Here is a 24,429-nt window from a genome sequence, read left to right as displayed (position 1 = left end):
AGGACCTGAAAATAGACGTTTCAGTGCACACCTGTACTTCTTTCACCAGGTGCGCTGTGACTTTCACCACAACGCAATAGTCTACCTGTAGGCTGCCGCCCGAAGCTGTTGCTTTTCGGGACGGCCGGGAAGATTCATCCCCTGCCACAGGGGGTTATTGAGGAGCTCGCATGACCAAACAACACGCCTTTACTCGGGAAGACCTGCTGCGCTGCAGTCGCGGTGAGCTGTTCGGCCCAGGTAATGCGCAACTGCCCGCGCCGAACATGCTGATGGTCGATCGCATCACCCATATCAGCGAAGAAGGCGGCAAGTACGGCAAAGGTGAATTGGTCGCCGAGCTGGATATCACCCCGGACCTGTGGTTCTTCGCCTGCCACTTCGAAGGCGATCCGGTAATGCCGGGCTGCCTGGGCCTCGACGCCATGTGGCAGCTGGTCGGTTTCTTCCTCGGCTGGCAAGGCCTGCCGGGCCGCGGTCGCGCCCTGGGTTCGGGCGAAGTGAAATTCTTTGGCCAGGTATTGCCGACTGCCAAGAAAGTCACCTACAACATTCAGATCAAGCGCGTCCTGAAAGGCAAGCTGAACATGGCCATCGCCGATGGCTCGGTCAGCGTAGACGGCCGCGAGATCTACACAGCCGAAGGCCTGCGGGTCGGCGTGTTCACCTCCACTGACAATTTCTAAGGGTTATTCGCATGCGCCGCGTCGTTATCACTGGTCTGGGCATCGTATCGTGCCTGGGCAATGACAAAGCTACCGTCACCGAAAACCTGCGCAACAGCCGTCCGGGTATCCGTTTCAACCCGGAATACAAGGAAATGGGGCTGCGTAGCCAGGTTTCCGGGTCCATCGACCTCAACCTCGAAGAACTGATCGACCGCAAGGTCTACCGCTTCGTCGGTCACGCTGCTGCCTACGCCTACCTGGCCATGCAGGACGCGATCAAGGACGCTGGCCTGACCGAAGAGCAGGTTTCCAACCCGCGCACCGGCCTGGTAGCCGGCTCCGGCGGCGCGTCGACCCTGAACCAGATGGAAGCGCTGGACACCCTGCGTGAGAAAGGCGTCAAGCGCGTCGGCCCATACCGTGTAACCCGCACCATGGGCAGCACCGTTTCGGCGTGCCTGGCCACCCCGTTCAAGATCAAGGGTATCAACTACTCGATCTCGTCGGCCTGCGCCACCTCGGCACACTGCATCGGCACCGCCCTGGAGCAGATCCAGTGGGGCAAACAGGACATCGTCTTCGCCGGTGGCGGTGAAGAAGAGCACTGGAGCCAGTCGTTCCTGTTCGATGCCATGGGCGCCCTGTCGACCAAGCGCAACGAAACCCCGGAACTGGCCTCGCGCGCCTACGACGCCGACCGTGATGGCTTCGTCATCGCGGGTGGTGGTGGCATGGTCGTGGTCGAGGAGCTGGAGCACGCCCTGGCCCGTGGCGCCAAGATCTACGCCGAAATCGTTGGCTACGGTGCCACTTCCGACGGCTACGACATGGTTGCCCCAAGCGGCGAAGGTGCCATCCGCTGCATGCAGCAGGCACTGTCCACCGTCGACACCCCGATCGACTACCTGAACACCCACGGCACCTCGACTCCGGTCGGTGACGTTGCCGAGATCAAGGGCGTTCGCGCAGTATTCGGCGACAAGGCACCGAAGATCAGCTCGACCAAGAGCCTGTCGGGCCACTCGCTGGGCGCCGCTGGCGTGCACGAGGCAATCTACTGCCTGCTGATGATGGAAAACAACTTCATCGCCGGCTCCGCCAACATCGACGAACTGGACCCGGAAGTCGCTGACCTGCCGATCCAGCTTAAAACCGAAGAAAACGCCAAGATCGACACGGTCATGAGCAACAGCTTCGGCTTCGGCGGCACCAACGCCACCCTGGTGCTCAAGCGCTGGGAAGGCAAGTAAGACGCTGCCGCTGTAAATGAAAACGCCCCGACTGGTTCGGGGCGTTTTCTATTGTGTTGCCTGTGCCGGCCTCTTCGCGGGCATGCCCGCTCCCACAGGGACCGCATCGCATTCGGGCTTGTGATGATCTTGTGGGAGCGGGCGCGCCCGCGAAGAGGTCGGCACAGGTCACTGTTGCACCTTCGGCAAAATCGCCAGAAAATTCTCCCGAGCCACTTTGTTGGCCACCTGTTCCGGCAACGCATCCAGAAACGGCCTGAACCCGTGCATCTGCTCCCCCAAACTGCCAAACCGTCCCACCACATCCGACCCCAGCATGAACCGCTCCGGGTACTTCTCGACCAACGCCAGCCATTCCTTGCGCGGCACACCCTTGTCATCCAGCAGATACGGCTCCAGCACACTCCACGACAAGTCGACATACAGGTTCGGGTAATCCGCCAGCAACCGCGTCAGCACTGGCAGTAAAAAGTCCATCTGCGTCTGGTGCCGGTGTATCTCCATGCTGCTGCCGGCGTGCGCCCAGATAAACCGCGTGTGCGGGTGATTGCGCAGCGGCTCTTCGATTTCAGCCAGGTACAGCGGGTTACGCTCGCGCTTGGAGGTGATGTTGGAATGCAGCAACACCGGCAAGTCACGCTCAGCGGCCAGGTGGTAGATGCGCGTCATGGCTTCGTTGTTGGCACGTGGCGTGTCACCACTGGTCAGCGCTGTCAGGTCATCGTGACGGGTGAACACCTCGCCTATGCCCTGCCACAGCCCTGGATACAGTTCGAGCATACGCTCGATGTGGCTGACCGCATTCTTGTCCACCGGATTGAAACCGGTCAGAAACGGATGAAAGCGCCTGCGCTGCTCAGCCGGCAACTGCTGCAACGCTGCAGCCACATAGGTGTCAGTGGCGCTGTACCAGTAGGCATCAGCATCGTCACCGGCGTAGTAGCGCGGGCGCTTGGGCTCGTCTTCGTGCCACTTCTTGGCCACCGGTATGCCGGAAATCATCGATTGCTCGATGCCTGCGGCGTCCATGGCCTTCAGCAACGCTGGCATGCCTTCGCTTTCCTGGAAGAAATCGACGTAATGCAGGTGGGCATCGCTGTAGCGGTAGTCACGCGCCAGGGCTGCCTGGCACAAGCTACCGCACAACAGCACGCAGGCCAGCGCTCTGGCAATCATGGGGCCGCTTCCTTCTTCGAGTACGGAAAGAGTAGACCGGCCAATCAACGCGACGGTTCAGCCGCAACCGGCAAACCGTTATGCTCCAAGCATTGCCACCTCGCCTGGAGCCGTCCCCATGAGCAGCCCATTGGTCATCCGCCCCCGCGCCGAATCGGTCGAGGGCCAGCCGATCCTGCGCCCGCTGCCCTCGGCGCAGTGCCGCAGCGTTGGCCCGTTCGTGTTTTTCGACCATATGCTGGAAACCGACTATGCCCCAGGGCATGGCATGGACATCCGCCAGCACCCACACATCGGGTTGTCGACCCTTACCTACCTGTTCGAGGGGGCGATCCTGCACAAGGACAGCCTGGGCTCGGATCAGCGCGTACTGCCCGGCGATGTCAGCTGGATGACGGCGGGCAGCGGCGTGGCCCACGTCGAGCGCACGCCTGCGGACGCCCTGGCCCATGGCTCGCGCCTACACGGGTTGCAGGTATGGCTGGCATCACCACGTGAACATGAACAAGGCCCTGCGAGCTACAGCCACCACCCAGCGGCGAGCCTGCCGGTGAGTGACAACCTGGGGGTCCGTATCTGCATGATTGCCGGCCATGGGTTCTGCCTGGCGTCACCGGTGCCGGTGTTGTCCCCTACCCTTTATGCCCATGTGCGAATGCAGCCCGCTACGACTTTGCTGGTACCGAATGAGCATGCACAGCGGGCGCTTTACCTGTTGGACGGCGAGTTGCTGATGAACGACGAGGACGTGGAGCCGTGCAGCCTGGTGGTACTGCCAGAGGGCGAGGATGTAACCCTGTATGCCGACGGTGAGTGCCAATTGGTGCTGATTGGCGGGGAGCCGCTGGATGGGCCGCGGCGAATGAACTGGAATTTCGTGGCCAGTGAAGCGGAGCTGATCGAGCGGGCCAGGGCGCGGTGGGCGGCGGGGGATTGGCCTGTAGTACCGGGGGAAACCTCGAGGATCGAGCTACCGCGCTAACTTGGGCCGCTCTGCGGCCTTCGCGGGCATGCCCGCTCCCACAGTGGACCTCGCAAGCCATGGTTCACGCGATCCCTGTGGGAGCGGGCGTGCCCGCGAAGGGCTGCAAAGCAGCCCCAATTCACAGTCAGCGGTGGAACACTTCAGTCAGCAGGTTATGCATCGAACGGAACGCCCGCTCCGAGGTACGGCGGTCATACTGCATCTTGCCCGGCACATTGGCGCCCGGATCGGTAAACGAGTGCACCGCCCCACCATAGCTCAGCAACTGCCAGTCGACCTTGGCCGCGTTCATCTCGTCTTCAAACGCCGGCAACTGCTCTTTCGGCACCAGCGGGTCGGAGGCACCATGCAGCACCAGCACCGAGCCCTTGATGCGCTTGGCATCTTCCGGGTTCGGCGTGTCCAGGGTCCCATGGAACGACACCGCTGCGCGCAGGTCGGCACCGGTGCGCGCCAACTCCAGCGCACAGCAGCCACCGAAGCAGAAGCCGAACGTGGCAACCTTACCCGGCTCCAGCAGCGCCTTCGACTGCCCCAACAGCTGCGCCAAGGCTTCCTGCATACGCTTGCGCAGCTCGCCCCGGTCGTTCTTCAGCGGCATCATCGCCGCGCCAGCCTCATCAGCATTGGACGGACGCACCGATTGCCCGTACAAGTCGGCAATCAGCACCACATAGCCTTGTTCGGCCACTTCCTTGGCAATGCGCTCAGCCCCTTCGCCAATGCCCATCCAGTTCGGCGCCATTACCAGGCCAGGCCGGCCCAGCGCCCCTGGCTCATGGACCAGGCGGCTTTCGTAGGTCTTGCCGGACAGGTGATAAACCAGCGATTCGACGATTACCTTGCTCATCAAGCACTCCTTAGGCACTTACTATAAAAAGCCTGCCATGAAAAAAGCCCGCCGAAGCGGGCTTTCCTTCATATCAACTCAAGCAGACAGCTCGACCAACAGCTTGTTCAGGCGACGAACGTAGGCCGCCGGGTCCTTCAAGCTGTCACCGGCCGCCAGGGCCGCCTGATCGAACAGGATGTGCGACAACTCGGCGAAGCGGTCTTCACTCTGCTCGTTATCCAGCTTCTCGATCAGCGGGTGGCTCGGGTTGAACTCGAAGATCGGCTTGGACTCCGGCACTTTCTGCCCGCTGGCCTCCAGGATCTGGCGCATCTGCAGGCCCAGGTCCTGTTCGCCAATGGCGAGAATCGCCGGCGAGTCGGTCAGGCGGTGCGAAACGCGCACTTCGGCCACGCTGTCACCCAGCGCACCCTTCAGGCGCTCGACCAAGCCTTCCTTGTCCTTGGCCACTTCTTCCTGGGCCTTCTTGTCTTCTTCCGAATCCAGCTTGCCCAGGTCCAGGTCGCCACGGGCAACGTCGACAAAGGCCTTGCCGTCGAATTCGTTGAGGTAGCTCATCAGCCACTCGTCGATGCGGTCGGTGAGCAGCAGCACTTCGATGCCTTTCTTACGGAAGACTTCCAGGTGCGGGCTGTTCTTGACCTGCGCGTACGACTCGCCGGTGAGGTAATAGATCTTGTCCTGGCCTTCCTTGGCGCGGGCCAGGTAGTCGGCCAGGGCGACGCTTTGCTCGCCGCTGTCGTCCTGGGTAGAGGCGAAGCGCAGCAGGCCGGCAATCTTTTCCTTGTTGGCGAAGTCTTCGGCCGGGCCTTCCTTCAGCACCTGGCCGAAGTTTTTCCAGAAGCCCTTGTACTGCTCAGGCTCGTTCTTCGCCAGCTTCTCCAGCATGTCCAGCACGCGCTTGGTCAGCGCGGTCTTCATCGAATCGATGATCGGGTCTTTCTGCAGGATTTCACGCGACACGTTCAGCGACAGGTCGTTGGAATCGACCACGCCCTTGATGAAGCGCAGGTACAGCGGCAGGAACGACTCGGCCTGGTCCATGATGAACACGCGCTGCACGTACAGCTTCAGGCCGCGTGGCGCTTCGCGCTGGTACAGGTCGAACGGCGCGCGGGCCGGCACGTACAGCAGCGAGTTGTATTCCAGCTTGCCTTCGACCTTGTTGTGGCTCCAGGCCAGCGGGTTTTCGAAGTCATGGCCGATGTGCTTGTAGAACTCCTGGTACTCCTCGTCCTTCACCTCGGTGCGCGAACGGGTCCACAGGGCGCTGGCGCGGTTGACGGTTTCCCATTCTTCGGCCGGCTGCTCTTCGCCTTCGGCGCCAGCCTGCTCTTTCGGCAACTGGATCGGCAGGGCGATGTGGTCGGAGTACTTCTTGACCACGTTGCGCAGGCGCCAGCCATCGGCGAATTCTTTCTCTTCCTGCTTCAGGTGCAGGACGATACGGGTGCCGCGCTGTGGCTTGTCGATCGTGGCGACTTCGAACTCGCCCTCGCCTTTCGACGACCAGTGCACACCTTCGGCGGCCGGCTGACCGGCACGACGGCTGTATACGTCGACCTTGTCGGCCACGATGAACGCGGAATAGAAACCTACACCGAACTGACCGATCAGGTGCGAGTCCTTCTTCTGGTCACCGGTGAGGTTTTTCATGAAGTCGGCGGTGCCGGACTTGGCGATGGTACCCAGGTGGGCAATGACGTCTTCGCGGCTCATGCCGATGCCGTTGTCCTCGAGGGTAACGGTGCCGGCATCCTTGTCGAAGCTCAGGCGAATCTTCAGGTCGGCGTCATTTTCGAGCAGCTCTGGCTTGGCCAGGGCTTCGAAACGCAGCTTGTCAGCGGCGTCGGAGGCGTTGGAAATCAGCTCGCGCAGGAAGATTTCCTTGTTCGAGTACAGCGAGTGAATCATGAGGTGCAGCAGTTGCTTTACCTCGGTCTGGAAGCCCAACGTTTCCTTTTGTGTTTCCACAGTCATGGTCTTCGAAACTCCGATCTGATGGCAGTTGGCGCCTGGCGGCCGAATCGGCCTGCGTTAACGGCGGATGTCATTCAGATGGGGGCTGCCCGGATGATTTCAAGGGCTTTTCCGGCTCGATCTTGAAATGCGCCCGGGCCGTGGCAATCGGCGCCTGCCGGTCACCTTGCCAGGCGGTGATGGCCACGTTGGTCACCCGGCGGCCCTGGCGCCACAGCTGGCACTGGGCGTAGGTATCGCGCAAATGCCCGGCGCGCAGGTAGTCGATTGAAAAGTCGATGATCTTCGGGATGCTCACGCTTTCGCTGTAGATCAACAGGTACAACGCGGCGGATAGCTCCATGAAACCGGCTATCACACCGCCATGGATGGCAGGCAGCAACGGATTGCCGATGTTATCCGGGTTGGCCGGCAAGCGGAAAAGCAGGTCATCGCCCTGGCGTTCGCATTTGACGCCGATCAGCCCGGCATAGGGGATCAGCGCCAGCAATGGCCCGTAGTCTCCCACTGCGTGGGCGGCGTTGAGTTGCTGGCGAACCGCATGCGGAATCATGCCCCACCCTCCTTCAAACCGTTGCCGAAACGGATACCGCCCTTGATCTCCTGCCCCAGGCGCATGAAGGTACCCACCACCTGGCAGATCGGCTGGTCAGGGTCATCCTGGTAGGCGGTGCCACGGGTGAATATCACATCGCGGGTGACCCGGTAACACTGGGCATGACCATAGATATCCTTGCCGGCTTCAGCCGGGTGCATGTAGTCGATACGCAGGTCCAGGGTCGGGCACACCTCGAAGCGCGGCAATACGCACAACGTGGCCATGCCGCAGGTGGTGTCCATCAGCGTGGTCAGCGCGCCGCCATGTACGGCGCCGGTTTGCGGGTTGCCGACAATGGCTGGCGACCAGGGCATTACCAGGGTCATGCCATCGCCATCCGCCTGCGCCACCTGCATCTGCAGCAACTGGCAATGTTTGAGGGCCGAGAGAAAGCGTTCGGCCATGGCCATCAAGGTTGAATCGCTCATTCGCTGTTTCCACCCATACTGCCGCAGCGGCATAAAAATGTTAAAAAGTCCATATAGAACGGGGCGTTATATATCTGTAACCTGCGTGGAACTTATTCCGCGTAGTTGTACTCGAAGGAACAAGTCACTTATTCCACCAAGGAGAAACACCCCCATGCGTAAACCTTTTGCTTTTGCTCTGATGCTGGCCGCCGCCATGGGCCTGGCCGCTTGCGATAAAGCGAGCGAAGACAAAGCCCAGGACGCACAGCAACACGCCGAGCAAGCCCAGGAAAAAATGGGTGAAGCTCAGGATAAAATGAACGAGGCCGCCAAGGAAAACGCCGAAGCCGCCAAAGATCAGGCTGAAGCCGAGCAGAAAGCTGCCGAAGAGGCCGCACCAGCCGCTCCGGCGACAGAAGCTGCCCCTGCTGCTCCGGCCGAACCTGCCAAGCAGTAATTGGCTAAAACAAAAAAACCCGACTTTGTCGGGTTTTTTTGTACCTGAAATTAATAGGTTAACCGTTTTAGCTAACTGGCTGGTTAGTTTCCCTGCCCTGTTCGCCCGGCATACTTTCGGTTGGTGTGAACACCATCACATCCAGCACATCCGAATGGAACTCGCGACGGTACAGAATAAAGACCACGCCGACACTCATGACCATGAACAACCAAGGGCTGATGAACCAGCTGAGCATGGCCATACCAAAGTAATACGAGCGCAGCCCCAGGTTGAACTGGTTGGCGGCAAGCGACAACACGCGCGCTGCCCGCAAAGCGAATGCCTTGCGCTCCAGTTCATTGACCAGGCGTTCACCAATCATGGGCGCCGACCCCACCAGCACCGCGGCAAAGTTGTACTGACGCATGCACCAGCTGAAAGTGAAGAAGGCATAGACAAACACCGTGGCCAGGCACAGCAGCTTGATCTCCGACATGCCCTGGGAGGTCTGCTGTACCAGCGGCAGGTCAGCCAGCAGCGACAGCGCCCGGTCAGAGGCGCCAAGCACAGTCAGAATGCCGGCAAGGATGATCAGCGTGCTGGAGGCAAAGAACGACGCGTTGCGTTCCAGGTTGCCAATCACGCTGGCATCGGCAATGCGGTTGTCGCGCAGCAGCATGCGGCGCATCCAGTCTTCGCGGTACAGGTGCAACACGCTGGCCAGGCATGCCGTGTCGCGCCCTTTCCAGATGGCATAGCGCGTGTAACCGCCCCAGCACAGGGCAAACCAGGCAATCGCCAGCAGGTTGTTGAAGTTGCTTTGGATGAAGTTCATGCAGGGTTCCCGAGTGGGCCAGGTGCCTAGAGGATAGGGACCGGGTTTCGACGCTGGCAAGCCGCAAAAGGCACATACCCACCGTGAATTCTGCACTGCTCATGCAGGCCCTTTCGCGGGCGCGCCCGCTCCCACAGGTATAGCGTCAACGCTGGGGCTTGCGCTTGACCTGTGGGAGCGGGTTTACCCGCGAAGAGGCCGGAACAGGCCAACAAAAAGCCCCGCATCCTCTCGGATACGGGGCTTTGCAGTTTCCACCCCTGGCGCGCACCCTTTTGGCTTGTGGCCGGTGCCGCCCTCAGGCTTCGACTCTATCGGGTCAGGCCAGCGCCTCGCGCGGCTTGCCGAGCATGCGGTCGCAGACCACGGCGCCAGCCAGGGTCACCACCGAAGGCACCAGCCAGGCCAGCCCCTGATCGCTCAGCGGCAGGTGTGCCATGAAGTCTGGCAGCACATGGGCAATGCTGCTGCCCTTGATCGCGTCAACCATGCCGAACACCAGCGACACCAGCATCACCGGCGCCAGGATGCGGGTCGGCGAGTTCCACAGGTCTTTCACGAAGCTCAGGCCGACTACCACGATGCAGGGTGGGTAGATGGCGGTGAGCACCGGGACCGAGAACATGATCAGCTTGGTCAGGCCCAGGTTGGAGATCAGCAGCGAGGAGCCCGCCAGGATCACCACCAGCGCACGGTACGACAGCGGCAGGATCTGGCTGAAGTACTCGGCACAGGCGCACGTCAGGCCAACCGCGGTCACCAGGCAAGCCAGGGCGATCAGCACGGCAAGGAAGCCGCTGCCCAGCGAGCCGAAGGTGTGCTGCACGTAGGCATGCAGTACTGCCGCACCGTTGGTAGCGTCAGCCGCAATGTCGTGGCTGCCGGCACCCAGGCGGAACAGGCTGATGTACACCAGAGCCAGGCCGACACCGGCGATCAGGCCGGCGATGATGGCGTAGCGGGTGATCAGCTTCGGCGACTCGACACCGCGCGAGCGGATGGCGTTGACGATCACGATACCGAATACCAGGGCACCCAGGGTGTCCATGGTCAGGTAGCCGTCCGAGAAGCCCTTGGAGAACGCGGCGGCGGCGTAGGCCGGCTGCGCTTCACCAATGGTGCCGGCTGGCAGCGCGAAGGCTGCAATACCCAGCACGGCCAAGGCGATGATCTTCAACGGCGCCAGGAAGCGACCCACGGTATCGAGCAGTTTGCCCGGATACATGGACACGGCCAGGACCACGGCGAAATACACCAGGCTGTAGATGAACAGTGCCAGCGGGCTTTCACCGGTCAGCGGTGCAACGCCCACTTCGAACGACACGGTCGCCGTACGCGGGGTAGCGAACAGCGGGCCGACCGACAGGTAGCACACGGCAGCCAGCAGGCCGCCGAAGAACTTGCCAATCGGGCTGCTCAAGGCATCCATGCCGCCACCGACCTTGGCCAGGGCGACCACGGTGATGACCGGCAAGCCCACGGCGGTCACCAGGAAGCCCAGTGCAGCCATCCATACGTGCGGGCCAGACTGCAGGCCGACGATAGGCGGGAAGATGATATTGCCTGCACCGACGAAAAGCGCAAACGTCATAAAGCCAAGCGCCAGGATATCCTGGCCTTTGAGAACTTTCATTTAAGGTAGTACCACACTGCTGAAATCGGGATTCGAGAGGGGATTTCCCCATGGATGAGGGAAATGCTGCCCGGCTTGATAGGCCAGACCCGTTTAGCGTGTCGTTCCCTTTTGGGGAGCGGGCACAGAGTGAGCGCGTAGATTAACCGTTTTACCGGGTAAACGCACTGGCACAGTGCTGCTTGTCCGATGTGCGTACATGTTTGTCGTCTGTGCGACCGAGGACAGTAGGAATTATCCTCGGATTGAAACATTCGTCTGCGTGAAAATTCCTATCAAACCCATCGAAAAATCTTTGTAACCTGTACCGGCCTCTTCGCGGGCTTGCCCGCTCCCACAGGGATCAGCACAGGTACTGAAGGTGGCGATCTTCTGTGGGAGCGGGCAAGCCCGCGAAGAGGCCGGTACAGGCAAACTCAAACCGCACAAACGACAAAGGCCACCCGAAGGTGGCCTCTGTGCGCGTGGGGGGTGTAGCAGTATTACTTCTTGGCTTCCCAGCCAGTCAGCTCGGCCAGGGCCTTACCGATGTCAGCCAGGGAACGCACGGTTTTCACACCGGCGTCCTGCAGCGCGGCGAACTTCTCGTCCGCAGTGCCCTTGCCGCCGGAAATGATGGCGCCAGCGTGGCCCATGCGCTTGCCCGCAGGTGCGGTAACACCAGCGATGTACGAAACGACAGGCTTGGTTACGTTCGCCTTGATATAGGCTGCGGCTTCTTCTTCAGCCGAACCGCCGATCTCACCGATCATGACGATCGCTTCGGTCTTCGGGTCTTCCTGGAACAGCTTCAGGATGTCGATGAAGTTGGAGCCCGGGATCGGGTCACCGCCGATGCCGACGCAGGTCGACTGGCCGAAGCCGGCGTCGGTGGTCTGCTTCACAGCTTCGTAGGTCAGGGTGCCGGAACGCGAAACGATACCGACTTTGCCTGGCAGGTGGATGTGGCCTGGCATGATGCCGATCTTGCACTCGCCCGGGGTGATGACACCTGGGCAGTTAGGGCCGATCAGGGTAACGCCCAGCTCGTCGCACTTGACCTTGGCATCCAGCATGTCCAGGGTAGGAATGCCTTCGGTAATGCAAACGATCAGCTTGATGCCGCCGAAGGCAGCTTCCAGGATCGAGTCTTTGCAGAACGGAGCCGGTACGTAGATCACCGAAGCGTCAGCGCCGGTAGCTTCCACGGCTTCCTTGACGGTGTTGAACACCGGCAGGCCCAGGTGGGTGGTACCACCCTTGCCTGGGGTCACGCCGCCAACCATCTTGGTGCCGTAGGCGATGGCTTGTTCGGAGTGGAAAGTACCCTGCGAGCCGGTGAAGCCCTGGCAGATGACTTTGGTGTCTTTATTGATCAGGACGCTCATTACTTGCCCTCCGCAGCTTTGACAACTTGTTGAGCAGCGTCGGTCAGGCTGGTTGCCGCAATGATGTTCAAACCGCTTTCTGCCAGTACTTTAGCGCCCAGTTCGGCGTTGTTACCTTCAAGGCGAACAACAACCGGAACTTTAACGCCGACTTCTTTCACTGCACCGATGATGCCTTCGGCAATCATGTCGCAGCGAACGATGCCGCCGAAGATGTTGACCAGAACGGCCGCGACATTGCTGTCGGACAGGATGATCTTGAACGCTTCGGTAACGCGCTCTTTGGTAGCACCGCCGCCAACGTCGAGGAAGTTGGCTGGCTTGCCGCCGTGCAGGTTGACGATGTCCATGGTACCCATGGCCAGGCCGGCACCGTTGACCATGCAGCCGATGTTGCCTTCGAGGGCAACGTAGTTCAGTTCGAACTTGGCAGCGTGGGCTTCACGGGCGTCGTCCTGCGACGGGTCGTGGAAGGTTTTCAGCTTGGGCTGACGGTACATGGCGTTGGCGTCGATGTTGATCTTGGCATCGAGGCAGTGCAGGTCGCCATCGGCCTTGATCACCAGCGGGTTCACTTCCAGCAGGGCCAGGTCGTGATCCTTGAACAGCTTGGCCAGACCCACGAAGATCTTGGCGAACTGTTGGACTTGCTTGCCTTCCAGGCCCAGCTGGAATGCCAGCTCGCGACCCTGGAACGGCTGAGCGCCGACCAGCGGATCGATGGTGGCCTTGAGGATCTTCTCAGGAGTTTCGTGAGCAACTTTCTCGATGTCCACGCCACCTTCGGTGGAAGCCATGAACACGATACGGCGGCTCGAACGATCGACTACAGCGCCCAGGTACAGCTCTTTGGCGATGTCAGTGCAGGATTCGACCAGAATCTTGGAGACGGGTTGACCGTTGGCATCTGTCTGGTAGGTAACCAGGTTCTTGCCCAACCACTGTGCAGCGAACGCCTTGGCGTCTTCCTTGCTGCGAACCAGCTTTACGCCGCCCGCTTTGCCGCGACCACCTGCGTGAACCTGGGCTTTGACAACCCACTCGTTCCCGCCGATCTTGTCGCAGGCTTCTGCAGCTTGCTCAGGGGTGTCGACTGCGAAACCCTTGGAAACTGGCAGGCCGTATTCAGCGAACAGCTGCTTACCCTGATACTCGTGAAGATTCATGCTTTTTACCGTCTTCGTTAGGTACTGCGCTTCGGCGCTGCGCCATCACTGGCGCCGCACCACCTGTGACCGTTGACCCCGGGTTTTCCCGTGTGATCCGGTCCGGCGGACGTTCCGCGGTGAGTCATGCACGCAAGACTCACGACGGGCTGCCCGCCGTGGTTTCTTATAATTAACGCTTCTTACGGTTGGCCACGTGAATGGCGCCGCCATTCACCGCCAGCGCTGCTTCATGCAACGCTTCGGACAGGGTTGGATGGCTGAAGACCATCATGCCCAGATCCTCGGCACTGGTGCCGAATTCCATTGCGATTGCACCCTGCTGCACCAGTTCGGCAGCCGATGGGCCAATCACGTGTACACCCAGGACGCGGTCGGTCTTGGCATCGGCGATGACCTTGACGAAACCACCGGTGTCGTTGGCCGCCATCGCACGGCCGCTGGCCGCGAACGGGAAGGTGCCTACGTTAACCTCAACACCCTCGGCCTTCAAGGACTGTTCGGTCTTGCCGACCCATGCAATTTCCGGGTGGGTGTAGATAACCGACGGGATCAGGTCGTAGTTCATCTGGGCCTTGTGGCCCTTGATGCGCTCGACAACCATGATGCCCTCTTCCGAAGCCTTGTGGGCCAGCATCATGCCGCGTACCACGTCGCCGATGGCGAACACGCCCGGTACGCTGGTGGCGCAGTGATCGTCAACGAAGATGTAGCCACGTTCGTCGATGGTCACACCGCTGTCGGCAGCCAGCAGGTCGGTGGTCACCGGGCGACGGCCGACCGCAACGATCAGCTTGTCGAAGGTGATCTTCTGCTCGCCTTCGGCGTTGGTGTAGGTCACTTCAACTTCGTTGCCGTTGACTTTCGAACCGGTGACGCGAGCGCCCAGCTTGATGTCCAGGCCTTGCTTGGTCAGGGTCTTCTGGGCTTCTTTCGACACGGCGGTGTCGGCAGCCATCAGGAAGGTGTCCAGGGCTTCCAGGACGGTGACTTCAGCACCCAGGCGAGCCCATACCGAGCCCAGCTCCAGGCCGATCACGCCAGCACCGATAACGCCCAGGCGCTTCGGTACGGTCTGGAATTCCAGGGCGCCGGTGGAGTCGACGATGACGTTCTGGTCGACCGGAGCCGGCGGAATGTCGATCGGGCGCGAGCCGGAAGCCAGGATCACGTTCTCGGCTTCGATGACTTCGGTGGTGCCGTCAGCCTTGGTGACTTCGACTTTCTTGCCAGCCAGCAGTTTGCCGTGGCCCTGGATCGAAGTAACGCCGTTGGCCTTGAACAGGGTGGCAACGCCACCGGTCAGGTTCTTGACGATGCCAGCCTTGCGGCCAACCATCGCGGCGACGTCCATCTTCACTTCGCCAGTGGAGATACCGTGGACGTTGAAGCTCTCTTTGGCTTCCTTGTACTTCCAGGAGCTGTCCAGCAGCGCCTTGGATGGAATGCAACCTACGTTCAGGCAGGTGCCGCCCAGGGCCAGCTTGCCCTCGGCGTCGGTGTACTTCTCGATACAGGCAGTCTTCAGACCGAGTTGGGCAGCCTTGATGGCAGCCACATAGCCGCCAGGACCTGCACCAATCACCACTACGTCGAATTTCTGGGTCATAAAAGATTCCTTTTGAGCTTCAAGCGGCAAGCTGCAAGCCGCAAGACAGACAGGCTTCGACTTGAAGCTTGCCGCTTGCAGCTTACAGCTGCTCGATTAGATGTCCAGCAGCAGGCGAGACGGATCTTCCAGCAGGTTCTTGATGGTGACCAGGAAGGTTACCGCTTCCTTGCCGTCGATCAGGCGGTGATCGTACGACAGCGCCAGGTACATCATCGGGCGAATCACGACCTGCCCATTGATGGCCATCGGGCGCTGGATGATGTTGTGCATGCCGAGGATGGCGGCCTGCGGCGGGTTGACGATCGGGGTCGACATCATCGAACCGAAGGTACCACCGTTGGTGATGGTGAAGGTGCCGCCGGTCATTTCTTCGATCGACAGCTTGCCGTCACGGGCCTTCTTGCCGAAGGTGGCAATGCCGTTCTCGATTTCAGCCAGGCTCATCGACTCGGCGTTACGCAGTACCGGTACCACCAGGCCACGGTCGCTGGACACGGCAACGCCGACGTCGGCAAAGCCGTGGTAGACGATGTCGTTGCCGTCGATCGACGCGTTCACCGCCGGGAAGCGTTTGAGGGCTTCGGTGGCAGCCTTGACGAAGAACGACATGAAGCCCAGGCGCACGCCATTGTGGGTCTTCTCGAACAGGTCCTTGTACTTCGAACGCAGGGCCATGACTTCGGTCATGTCCACTTCGTTGAAGGTGGTCAGCATCGCCATGTTGGACTGGGCTTCAACCAGTCGCTCGGCGATCTTGGCCCGCAGGCGGGTCATCGGCACGCGCTTCTCGGTGCGGTCGCCAGCAGCGACGACAACCGGGGCAGCAGCAGCGGCAGCTGGCTTGGCAGCCGGCGCAGCGGCAGGCGCCGACTTCTTGTTGGCGACGGCAGCGACGACGTCTTCCTTGGTGATGCGACCACCTTTGCCAGTGCCGGCAACGGTAGCCAGGTCGATGCCGTTCTCTTCAGCCAGCTTGCGAGCAGCTGGCGCGGCGACCGGGTCGTCTTCGCCAGCGTCGGCAGCGGCAGCAGCCGGGGCAGCAGCAGGTGCGGCGGCAGCGGCTGGCGCGGCAGCAGCACCGCCTTCAACGATCGAACCCAGCAGTTCGTCGGACAGGACGGTGTCGCCCTCGCCCTTGACGATGTCGCCCAGCACGCCGTCAGCGGTAGCCAGGACTTCCAGGACCACCTTGTCGGTCTCGATGTCGACGATCAGCTCGTCACGCTTGACGGCGTCGCCCGGCTTCTTGTGCCAGGTGGCAACGGTGCCATCGGCAACCGATTCCGGGAAGGTTGGGGCTTTGATCTCGATAGCCATTGTCAGTGTTTCCTTAAATTCGGTTTCAGGTGCGCGAAGGCGTTAGACAGTGAAGGCGTCTTGCAGCAGTTTTTCCTGCTGTTCGGCGTGCTTCGAAGCGTAACCACAAGCTGGCGCGGCAGAAGCGTCGCGGCCGGCGTATTCCAGGACCAGTGCCTTGTTGTGGCGGCCCAGGATGCGGCGCATGTGGTGCTGGCTGCTGTACCAGGCGCCCTGGTTCATCGGCTCTTCCTGGCACCATACGGCGTGCTTGAGGTTGCTGTATTGCGCCAGGATTTCGACCAGGTCGTCTTCCGGGAACGGGTACAGCTGCTCGAGACGCAGGATGGCGATGTCTTCGCGGCCTTCGGCACGGCGTTTTTCCAGCAGGTCGTAGTAGACCTTGCCGCTGCACAGCACCAGGCGCTCGACCTTGGCCGGATCGATTGCATCGATTTCCGGGATCACGGTCTGGAACGAGCCTTCTGCCAGGTCTTCCAGCGTCGAGATGGCCAGCTTGTGGCGCAGCAGCGACTTGGGCGTCAGGACCACCAGCGGCTTGCGCAGCGGGCGAATGACCTGGCGACGCAGCAGGTGGTAGATCTGTGCCGGGGTGGTCGGTACGCAGACCTGGATGTTGTGCTCGGCGCACAGCTGCAGGTAACGCTCCAGACGCGCGGAGGAGTGCTCCGGGCCCTGCCCTTCATAACCGTGTGGCAGCAGCATGGTCAGACCGCACAGGCGGCCCCACTTGTGCTCACCGCTGGTGATGAACTGGTCGATCACCACTTGCGCACCGTTGGCGAAGTCGCCGAACTGGGCTTCCCAGATCACCAGCGCGTTCGGCGTGGTGGTGGAATAGCCGTATTCGAACGCCAGTACCGCTTCCTCGGACAGGAACGAATCGTACAGGTCGAAACGTGGCTGGCCCGGGAACAGGTTCTGCAGCGGGATATAGGTGCTGGCGTCCTTCTGGTTGTGCAGCACCGCGTGACGGTGCGAGAAGGTGCCACGGCCGATGTCCTGGCCGGTCATGCGGATCGGGTGGCCTTCGAACTGCAGGGTGGCGTAAGCCATGGTCTCTGCATAACCCCAGTTGATCGGCAAGCCACCGGCCTGCATCTTCTGGCGATCTTCGTAGATCTTCGAGACCTGACGCTGGACGACGAAGCCTTCTGGCAGTTCCAGCAGCTTGGCCGACAGGTCCTGCAGGGTCTTGAGGTCGAAGCGGGTGTCGTGACGCGCGGTCCAGGCGTGGCCCAGGTACGGACGCCAGTCGACGAACAGCTCGCGGTTCGGCTCCTTGACCAGGCTTTTCACCACGTGCAGGCCATTGTCCAGCGCGTTGCGGTACTCGTCGATCTTGGCCTGAGCGCGCTCGGCGTCGATGCGACCGGCCTGGATCAGCGCCTCGGCATACAGTTCACGGGTGGTGCGCTGCTTGCTGATCTGCTGATACATCAGCGGCTGGGTGCCGTTCGGCTCGTCGGCCTCGTTGTGGCCGCGACGACGGTAGCAGACCAGGTCGATGACCACGTCACGCTTGAACTGCATGCGGTAATCGATGGCCAGCTGGGTGACGAACAGCACTGCTTCCGGGTCATCGCCGTTCACGTGCAGGATCGGCGCCTGGATCATCTTGGCAACGTCGGTGGCGTACTCGGTAGAGCGCGCGTCCAGCGGGTTGCTGATGGTGAAACCAACCTGGTTGTTGATCACGATGTGCACGGTACCGCCGGTCTTGAAACCGCGGGTCTGCGACATCTGGAAGGTTTCCATGACCACGCCCTGGCCGGCGAATGCTGCGTCGCCGTGGATCGAGATCGGCAGCACCTTGTCGCCGACGGTGTCGTTGCGGCGGTCCTGACGGGCGCGCACCGAACCTTCGACCACTGGCGAAACGATTTCCAGGTGGGACGGGTTGAACGCCATGGCCAGGTGCACTTCGCCACCGGTGGTCATCACGTTCGAGGAGAAGCCCTGGTGATACTTCACGTCACCGGAGCCCAGCTCGTTCATCTTCTTGCCTTCGAACTCGTCGAACAGCTCGCGCGGGTTCTTGCCGAAGGTGTTCACCAGTACGTTCAGGCGGCCACGGTGGGCCATGCCGATCACGACTTCCTTGGTACCATAGGAGCCGGAACGCTGGATCATCTCGTCCAGCATCGGGATCAGGCTTTCGCCGCCCTCGAGGCCGAAACGCTTGGTGCCTGGGTACTTGGTGCCCAGGTATTTCTCAAGGCCTTCACCGGCAGTCACACGCTCGAGCAGGTGAGCTTGCACATCGGCGGAGAACTCCGGACGGCCGCGCACGCTTTCCAGACGCTGCTGGAACCAGCTGCGCTGCTCGGAATCGACGATGTGGGTGAACTCGGCGCCAATGGTGCGACAATATGTCTTCTGGAGCGCCTCGGCGATCTCGCGTAGGCTCGCCTCCTCTTTGCCGATGTACAGGTCGCCGGCACGGAAGGTCGTATCAAGATCGGCATTGGTCAAGCCGTAGTGATTGATCGACAGGTCTACAGGCGCTGGACGCTGCCACAACCCCAACGGGTCGAGCTTGGCAGCCTGATGGCCGCGCATACGATAGGCCTGGATCAGTCGCAGAACTTCAACCTGCTTCTTCTCGTGTTCACTGCTCACGCTCCCGGCAGATACCGGTTGAGCGCGGCGCTGGTTCTTTGCCAGCAGTACGAAATGGTCGCGGATTGTCGAGTGCGATACATCAGTAGCGGTGCTGCCGTCGGCGGGCAACTTCTGGAAGTAGGTGCGCCACTCTTCTGGCACAGCGTTAGGGTCGTGCAGGTAGAGCTCGTAGAGCTCTTCCACATATGCAGCGTTACCACCTGAAAGGTGGGCGCTATCCCACATGCGCTGCATCACGCTTTCTTGCATGCTTGGTCACCCTCGGTTAGGGGACTGATCGGCGAGAGCCACAGCAAACCTGGAAAAGTCCGAATAAAGCGACTGAACCACGCCACTTGGATCCTGCTGATTTTCCGGGTACCAGCCCGGAAAGCCCCTGCTGGTCTCATATCTTCATAGGTATGAACGCGGGCTTTGTGGGCCCTTGTTCGGGTTTTACCTCAGTGCGGGCTCACCACCCGCACCTCGGCTTACTGCAGTTACAACACGTTGTATCAGGTGCCGCTTTGCAGCAGCATGTTACGTACGTGACCGATTGCCTTGGTAGGGTTCAGACCTTTCGGGCAAACGTTCACGCAGTTCATGATCCCGCGGCAGCGGAATACGCTGAACGGGTCATCCAGGGACGCCAGGCGCTCCTGAGTCTTGGTGTCACGGCTGTCGGCCAGGAAGCGGTAGGCTTGCAGCAGCGCGGCTGGGCCCAGGAACTTGTCCGGGTTCCACCAGAACGACGGGCAGGACGTGGAGCAGCACGCGCACAGGATGCACTCGTACAGGCCGTCCAGCTTGTCGCGATCTTCCGGCGACTGCAGGCGCTCGATGGCCGGTGCCGGGGTATCGTTCTGCAGGAACGGCTTCACCTTCTCGTACTGCTTGTAGAAGATGCTCATGTCGACCACCAGGTCACGAATGACCGGCAGGCCTGGCAGCGGGCGCAGAACCAGCTTGTTGCCCTTGACCACACCCGACAGCGGGGTGATGCAGGCCAGGCCGTTCTTGCCGTTCATGTTCATGCCATCGGAACCGCAAACGCCTTCACGGCAGGAGCGACGGTACGAGAAACCTTCGTCCTTTTCCTTGATCAGCGCCAATACATCGAGAACCATCAGGTCCTTGCCGCCGGTATCGACGTCGAACGACTCCATCTTGGGCGCCGAGTCGGTGTCCGGGTTGTAACGATAAACTTCGACTTTCAACATAGCAGCCACCCTTAGTAAGTCCGGACTTTTGGTTCGAAGGCTGGAACAGTCTTCGGCGCAAAGTTGACGCCGCGCTTGGCAACGCGCTTCTCACCCGGGTAGTACAGGGTGTGGCACAGCCAGTTTTCGTCGTCACGGTCTTCGAAGTCTTCACGGGCGTGAGCGCCGCGGGACTCTTTACGGGCTTCGGCCGCGATGGCAGTAGCTTCGGCGACTTCCAGCAGGTTCTGCAGCTCCAGCGCTTCGATACGCGCGGTGTTGAAGGCCTGGGACTTGTCGTTGATCTTGACGTTGGCGATACGCTCGCGCAGGCCAGCCAGCTGCTCGATACCCTTCAGCATGTATTCGCCAGTACGGAATACACCGAAGTAGTTCTGCATGCAGCTCTGCAGCTCGCGCTTCAGGCTGGCAACGTCTTCACCCGTGGTACGCCCGTTGAGGTTGTTCAGGCGGCTCAGGGCAACATCGATGTCGGTGTCGCTGGCGTCGAGGTGCTCGATGCCGTCGCTCAGCGCCTTCTCCAGGTGCAGGCCGGCAGCACGGCCGAACACCACCAGGTCGAGCAGCGAGTTGCCGCCCAGGCGGTTGGCACCGTGAACCGATACGCACGCCACTTCACCTACGGCGAACAGGCCAGGAATGATGTGGTCCTTGCCTTCTTCGTCCATGGTGATGGCCTGGCCATGAATGTTGGTGGCAACGCCGCCCATCATGTAGTGGCAGGTCGGCACGACCGGAACCGGCGCAACGACCGGGTCGACGTGGGCGAAGGTCTTGGACAGTTCGCAGATACCCGGCAGGCGGCTGTGCAGCACTTCCTCACCCAGGTGGTCCAGCTTCAGCAGTACGTGGTCCTTGTTCGGGCCCACGCCGTTGCCGGCGATGATTTCCTTGACCATGGAACGGGCAACCACGTCGCGGCCAGCCAGGTCTTTCGCGTTCGGCGCGTAACGCTCCATGAAGCGCTCGCCGTGGGCGTTGATCAGGTAACCACCTTCACCGCGGCAACCTTCGGTAACCAGTACACCGGCACCGGCGATACCGGTCGGGTGGAACTGCCACATCTCGATGTCCTGCACCGGCACGCCTGCACGCAGGGCCATGCCGATACCGTCACCGGTGTTGATCAGGGCGTTGGTGGTGGAGGCGTAGATACGACCGGCACCGCCAGTGGCCAGAACGGTGGCCTTGGACTTGATGTACATGGTTTCGCCGGTTTCGATGCAGATTGCGATCACACCGACGAATGCGCCTTCCTGGTTCTTCACCAGGTCAACAGCGTAGTACTCGTTGAGGAAGGTAGTACCGGCTTTCAGGTTGCCCTGGTACAGGGTGTGCAGCAGCGCGTGACCGGTACGGTCGGAAGCGGCACAGGTACGGGCAGCCTGGCCACCTTTACCGAAGTCCTTGGACTGGCCACCGAACGGACGCTGGTAGATGCGGCCGGTTTCGGTACGCGAGAACGGCAGGCCCATGTGGTCCAGCTCGAAGACCGCAGCCGGGCCTTCCTGACACATGTACTCGATAGCGTCCTGGTCACCGATGTAGTCGGAGCCCTTGACGGTATCGTACATGTGCCAGCGCCAGTCGTCGTTCGGGTCGGCCGAAGCGATGGCGCAGGTGATGCCACCCTGGGCGGATACAGTGTGCGAACGGGTCGGGAAGACCTTGGTGACTACGGCAGTCTTGTGGCCGCCTTGAGCCAGTTGCAGCGCAGCGCGCATGCCGGCGCCGCCACCACCGATGATGATGGCGTCGAAGGAAATGGTTGGAATGCTAGCCATGGATCAGATACCCCAGAGAATCTGCACACCCCAGACGAAGTAAGCGAACATCGCAACGCCGCATACCGCCTGGAACAGGAAACGAATCGCAGTTGCCGACTTGCCGAACGACATAGGCGTCAGGTAGTCGGTTGCAATGGTCCACATGCCGACCCAGGCGTGAGCGCCCAGGGCAACGAGGGCCAGCAAGCTGAAGATTCGCATCGCGTTGTTGGAGAACAGACCATGCCACTGGGTGTAGTCGATGCCTGGGTGGGCGACCACGTAGCCGATCAGGAAGAGGAAGTAAGCCGCGAGAACGACCGCAGAAACGCGCTGCGCCATCCAGTCATAGAGGCCCGAACGCGACAGGTTCGTGACATTGGTTACCATACCCAAACTCCCACCAGAACGATCAGCACCACGGAGATGACGATCACGATTTTCGAGCCCAGCTTGCCGCCTTCCAGCGTCTCACCGATACCCATGTCCATGATCAGGTGACGAACACCTGCCACGAGGTGATAAAGCAGGGCAGACAACAGGCCCCAGGTCACGAACTTGGCCAGCGGGCTGGTCAGACACGCCTTCACCTCACCGAAGCCTTCCTCGGAACCCAGCGACTTGCCCAGTGCATAAAGCATGATGGCAAGGCCGAGGAACAGGATGACGCCGGAGATACGGTGCAGGATGGACGTGTACGCGGTGACAGGAAGCTTGATGGTCCTTAGGTCTAGGTTTACAGGTCGTTGGCTTTTCACGGCTTTTTTCACACTGAAGAGCCCCTAGCGAATCAGGGCAAAGTTGTTGGTAAGTGTACTGGTCAGGTACCCACCACCCAGGGAACGGCGACCCCCAGCAGTTCGGGCTTGCAAGCCCCTGGCGGTCGGGTGCCGAGTATAGACAGTTAGGCTGCTTATGACAACGTGACGGGGTAGCCCAAATAGCGCATTGCCTTTAGCGAGCAAAAGGCGTAAATGGGCGAGAATTTCGGGAAAAATCAGGCTTGAATGCCTGATTCAACAAGCCTTTAGGCAAATTGACATCTGAATTTATCCCTCTATAGTGGTGCGGGCCCTGCGTGGGGGGTCTGTCTGATGATTTCTAGCATTAATAGGAGGCCACATGGCTGACAAAAAAGCGCAGTTGGTCATCGAGGGCGCTGCCCCCGTCGAGCTGCCCATTTTAACCGGCACCGTTGGTCCTGATGTAATCGACGTCCGCGGGTTGGGGGCCACTGGTCACTTCACCTTCGACCCTGGGTTCATGGCGACTGCCTCGTGCGAGTCGAAGATCACCTACATTGACGGCGACAAAGGGATCCTGCTGCATCGCGGCTACCCGATCGAGCAACTCGCCGAACAGTCCGACTACCTCGAAACCTGCTACCTGCTGCTCAACGGCGAACTGCCGAATGCCGAGCAGAAGGCCCAGTTCGTCAGCACCGTCAAGAACCACACCATGGTTCACGAGCAGCTGAAGTCGTTCTTCAACGGTTTCCGTCGCGACGCCCACCCGATGGCGGTGATGTGCGGCGTGGTCGGCGCACTGTCGGCGTTCTATCACGACTCCCTGGACATCAATAACCCGCAACACCGTGAAATTTCCGCGGTGCGCCTGGTCGCCAAGATGCCGACCCTGGCCGCGATGGTTTACAAGTACTCCATGGGCCAGCCGATGATGTACCCGCGCAACGACCTGTCGTACGCGGAAAACTTCCTGCACATGATGTTCAACACCCCGTGCGAGATCAAACCGATCAGCCCGGTGCTGGCCAAGGCAATGGACCGGATCTTCATCCTCCACGCCGATCACGAGCAGAACGCCTCCACCTCCACCGTTCGTCTGGCCGGCTCGTCGGGTGCCAACCCGTTCGCCTGTATCGCCGCCGGCATCGCCGCACTGTGGGGCCCCGCCCACGGCGGTGCGAACGAAGCCGTGCTGACCATGCTCGATGAGATCGGCGATGTTTCGAACATCGACAAGTTCATCGCCAAGGCCAAGGACAAGAACGACCCGTTCAAGCTCATGGGCTTCGGTCACCGCGTGTACAAGAACCGCGACCCGCGCGCCACCGTGATGAAGCAGACCTGCGACGAAGTCCTGCGCGAGCTGGGCATCAAGAACGACCCGCAGCTGGAACTGGCCATGCGCCTGGAAGAGATCGCCCTGACCGATCCTTACTTCATCGAGCGCTCGCTGTACCCGAACGTCGACTTCTACTCGGGGATCATCCTCAAGGCGATCGGCATTCCGACCAGCATGTTCACCGTGATCTTCGCCCTGGCACGTACCGTGGGCTGGATTTCGCACTGGAAGGAAATGCTCTCCAGCCCGTACAAGATCGGCCGCCCGCGCCAGCTGTACACCGGCGAGCAGAAGCGCGACATCGTTTCGCTGAAGGACCGCAAGTAAGCCTGCAGGGCCGAACGCAAAAGCAAAAAGGCTGCCCTTGGGCTAATGCCAGTCAGTTAAGACTGCCGGGGCTGCTGTGCAGCCCATCGCCGGCAAGCCAGCTCCCACACCGATTGCACTGAACTCAAGCCATGCGCT

At 60.8% G+C, this 24,429-nt stretch carries 21 protein-coding genes; 5 read left to right on the top strand and 16 right to left on the bottom strand.

The window, feature by feature from the left end:
• Positions 1 to 170: 170 nt before the first annotated feature.
• Positions 171 to 686, top strand: a complete 516-nt coding sequence (gene fabA, locus ACIQUI_RS19285; protein WP_029612079.1) for a 3-hydroxyacyl-[acyl-carrier-protein] dehydratase FabA — start codon at positions 171 to 173, stop codon at positions 684 to 686.
• An 11-nt stretch (positions 687 to 697) separates the two neighbouring features.
• Positions 698 to 1,918, top strand: coding sequence for a beta-ketoacyl-ACP synthase I (gene fabB, locus ACIQUI_RS19280; protein ID WP_391127930.1), 1,221 nt, complete (start codon positions 698 to 700; stop codon positions 1,916 to 1,918).
• Positions 1,919 to 2,086: 168 nt separating this feature from the next.
• Here the strand turns inward: fabB and ACIQUI_RS19275 are convergent, their stop codons facing one another.
• Entirely contained in the window at positions 2,087 to 3,094 is a 1,008-nt protein-coding gene (locus ACIQUI_RS19275; RefSeq protein ID WP_403201622.1) for an amidohydrolase family protein, read from the bottom strand.
• A gap of 118 nt (positions 3,095 to 3,212) precedes the next feature.
• Between ACIQUI_RS19275 and ACIQUI_RS19270 the strand changes: the two genes are divergently transcribed.
• Entirely contained in the window at positions 3,213 to 4,076 is an 864-nt protein-coding gene (locus tag ACIQUI_RS19270; protein WP_403201619.1) for a pirin family protein, read from the top strand.
• 127 nt (positions 4,077 to 4,203) lie between these two features.
• On the opposite strand, the gene ACIQUI_RS19265 is transcribed toward ACIQUI_RS19270, so the two are convergent.
• From ACIQUI_RS19265 to ACIQUI_RS19250, 4 genes are all read right to left on the bottom strand, one after another.
• A complete protein-coding gene (locus ACIQUI_RS19265) occupies positions 4,204 to 4,929 on the bottom strand; it encodes a dienelactone hydrolase family protein (RefSeq protein WP_403201617.1) in 726 nt (241 codons plus the stop codon).
• A 78-nt stretch (positions 4,930 to 5,007) separates the two neighbouring features.
• The gene (htpG, locus tag ACIQUI_RS19260; RefSeq protein WP_403201614.1) at positions 5,008 to 6,912 is read right to left on the bottom strand and encodes a molecular chaperone HtpG; all 1,905 of its coding nucleotides are present in this window, start codon (positions 6,910 to 6,912) and stop codon (positions 5,008 to 5,010) included.
• A 70-nt stretch (positions 6,913 to 6,982) separates the two neighbouring features.
• Positions 6,983 to 7,465, bottom strand: a complete 483-nt coding sequence (locus tag ACIQUI_RS19255) for a PaaI family thioesterase (protein ID WP_403201611.1) — start codon at positions 7,463 to 7,465, stop codon at positions 6,983 to 6,985.
• Positions 7,462 to 7,938: a PaaI family thioesterase gene (locus ACIQUI_RS19250; RefSeq protein WP_403201608.1), complete on the bottom strand. Its 477-nt coding sequence runs from the start codon at positions 7,936 to 7,938 to the stop codon at positions 7,462 to 7,464. Before ACIQUI_RS19250 ends, ACIQUI_RS19255 begins: the two co-directional genes overlap by 4 nt.
• A gap of 154 nt (positions 7,939 to 8,092) precedes the next feature.
• Here ACIQUI_RS19250 and ACIQUI_RS19245 point away from each other — a divergent pair, with 154 nt between their 5' ends.
• Positions 8,093 to 8,377 (top strand): hypothetical protein, encoded by a 285-nt coding sequence (locus ACIQUI_RS19245; protein ID WP_403201816.1) that lies wholly within the window; start codon positions 8,093 to 8,095, stop codon positions 8,375 to 8,377.
• Positions 8,378 to 8,444: 67 nt separating this feature from the next.
• Here the strand turns inward: ACIQUI_RS19245 and ACIQUI_RS19240 are convergent, their stop codons facing one another.
• The 11 genes from ACIQUI_RS19240 to sdhC form a co-directional block, all read right to left on the bottom strand.
• Positions 8,445 to 9,194: a DUF599 domain-containing protein gene (locus ACIQUI_RS19240; protein WP_403201606.1), complete on the bottom strand. Its 750-nt coding sequence runs from the start codon at positions 9,192 to 9,194 to the stop codon at positions 8,445 to 8,447.
• Between the two features lie 319 nt (positions 9,195 to 9,513).
• Positions 9,514 to 10,827 (bottom strand): branched-chain amino acid transport system II carrier protein, encoded by a 1,314-nt coding sequence (gene brnQ, locus ACIQUI_RS19235; protein ID WP_403201603.1) that lies wholly within the window; start codon positions 10,825 to 10,827, stop codon positions 9,514 to 9,516.
• Positions 10,828 to 11,309: 482 nt separating this feature from the next.
• The gene (gene sucD / locus ACIQUI_RS19230) at positions 11,310 to 12,194 is read right to left on the bottom strand and encodes a succinate--CoA ligase subunit alpha (protein ID WP_016393102.1); all 885 of its coding nucleotides are present in this window, start codon (positions 12,192 to 12,194) and stop codon (positions 11,310 to 11,312) included.
• Positions 12,194 to 13,360, bottom strand: a complete 1,167-nt coding sequence (gene sucC, locus ACIQUI_RS19225; protein ID WP_003254205.1) for an ADP-forming succinate--CoA ligase subunit beta — start codon at positions 13,358 to 13,360, stop codon at positions 12,194 to 12,196. The genes sucD and sucC overlap by 1 nt, the downstream gene beginning before the upstream one ends.
• A gap of 172 nt (positions 13,361 to 13,532) precedes the next feature.
• On the bottom strand, positions 13,533 to 14,969 hold the full coding sequence (gene lpdA, locus ACIQUI_RS19220) for a dihydrolipoyl dehydrogenase (protein WP_201207067.1): 1,437 nt from the start codon (positions 14,967 to 14,969) through the stop codon (positions 13,533 to 13,535).
• 96 nt (positions 14,970 to 15,065) lie between these two features.
• Positions 15,066 to 16,289 (bottom strand): 2-oxoglutarate dehydrogenase complex dihydrolipoyllysine-residue succinyltransferase, encoded by a 1,224-nt coding sequence (odhB, locus tag ACIQUI_RS19215; RefSeq protein WP_403201600.1) that lies wholly within the window; start codon positions 16,287 to 16,289, stop codon positions 15,066 to 15,068.
• 42 nt (positions 16,290 to 16,331) lie between these two features.
• Complete coding sequence (locus ACIQUI_RS19210) at positions 16,332 to 19,163, bottom strand: 2-oxoglutarate dehydrogenase E1 component (protein ID WP_403201598.1); 2,832 nt, start codon at positions 19,161 to 19,163, stop codon at positions 16,332 to 16,334.
• 245 nt (positions 19,164 to 19,408) lie between these two features.
• On the bottom strand, positions 19,409 to 20,113 hold the full coding sequence (locus tag ACIQUI_RS19205; RefSeq protein ID WP_012315348.1) for a succinate dehydrogenase iron-sulfur subunit: 705 nt from the start codon (positions 20,111 to 20,113) through the stop codon (positions 19,409 to 19,411).
• Between the two features lie 11 nt (positions 20,114 to 20,124).
• Complete coding sequence (sdhA, locus tag ACIQUI_RS19200; RefSeq protein WP_346643265.1) at positions 20,125 to 21,897, bottom strand: succinate dehydrogenase flavoprotein subunit; 1,773 nt, start codon at positions 21,895 to 21,897, stop codon at positions 20,125 to 20,127.
• 3 nt (positions 21,898 to 21,900) lie between these two features.
• Positions 21,901 to 22,269, bottom strand: coding sequence for a succinate dehydrogenase, hydrophobic membrane anchor protein (sdhD, locus tag ACIQUI_RS19195; protein ID WP_003254214.1), 369 nt, complete (start codon positions 22,267 to 22,269; stop codon positions 21,901 to 21,903).
• Entirely contained in the window at positions 22,263 to 22,649 is a 387-nt protein-coding gene (gene sdhC / locus ACIQUI_RS19190; protein ID WP_012315350.1) for a succinate dehydrogenase, cytochrome b556 subunit, read from the bottom strand. Before sdhC ends, sdhD begins: the two co-directional genes overlap by 7 nt.
• A 352-nt stretch (positions 22,650 to 23,001) precedes the next feature.
• Here sdhC and gltA point away from each other — a divergent pair, with 352 nt between their 5' ends.
• The gene (gltA, locus tag ACIQUI_RS19185) at positions 23,002 to 24,291 is read left to right on the top strand and encodes a citrate synthase (RefSeq protein WP_391127893.1); all 1,290 of its coding nucleotides are present in this window, start codon (positions 23,002 to 23,004) and stop codon (positions 24,289 to 24,291) included.
• Positions 24,292 to 24,429 lie beyond the last annotated feature (138 nt).

Origin of the sequence: Pseudomonas sp. NPDC090592 (assembly GCF_044769185.1) — a bacterium.
Taxonomy (GTDB): domain Bacteria; phylum Pseudomonadota; class Gammaproteobacteria; order Pseudomonadales; family Pseudomonadaceae; genus Aquipseudomonas.
The sequence above is the reverse complement of the archived record's forward strand: the minus strand, read 5'-3'. Positions and strand labels throughout refer to the sequence as shown.